This window comes from Paenibacillus sp. EKM301P (genome assembly GCF_011800295.1).
GTDB classification, from domain to species: domain Bacteria; phylum Bacillota; class Bacilli; order Paenibacillales; family Paenibacillaceae; genus Paenibacillus; species Paenibacillus polymyxa.
Genome location: NZ_JAALFM010000162.1, coordinates 1 through 230, shown reverse-complemented (window position 1 = coordinate 230; position 230 = coordinate 1). Strand labels below are relative to the sequence as shown.

Below are 230 nucleotides of genomic sequence, written 5' to 3'. Positions count from 1 at the left end.
CTTTATAACGGCGGCACGATGGTCATCTGTCCGAAAGAGGATCGGATTGATCCAAGCCGTCTGTACGGCTGGATTCGTGATTATCAGATTACCGTGTTCGAATCGACTCCAGCCCTGATCGTACCGTTTATGCAGCATGTGCATGAACACGGGCTGGACATGAGCAGTCTGGAGCTGCTGATTACGAGCTCAGACAGCTGCAGCGTGACGGACTACCGAGTGCTGCAAGA

At 53.0% G+C, this 230-nt stretch carries 1 protein-coding gene; it reads left to right on the top strand.

Annotated elements, in window-relative coordinates:
* Positions 1-230, top strand: a 230-nt coding sequence (locus HFD99_RS25360) for an AMP-binding protein (protein ID WP_167441115.1), incomplete at both ends; no start/stop codon positions are given.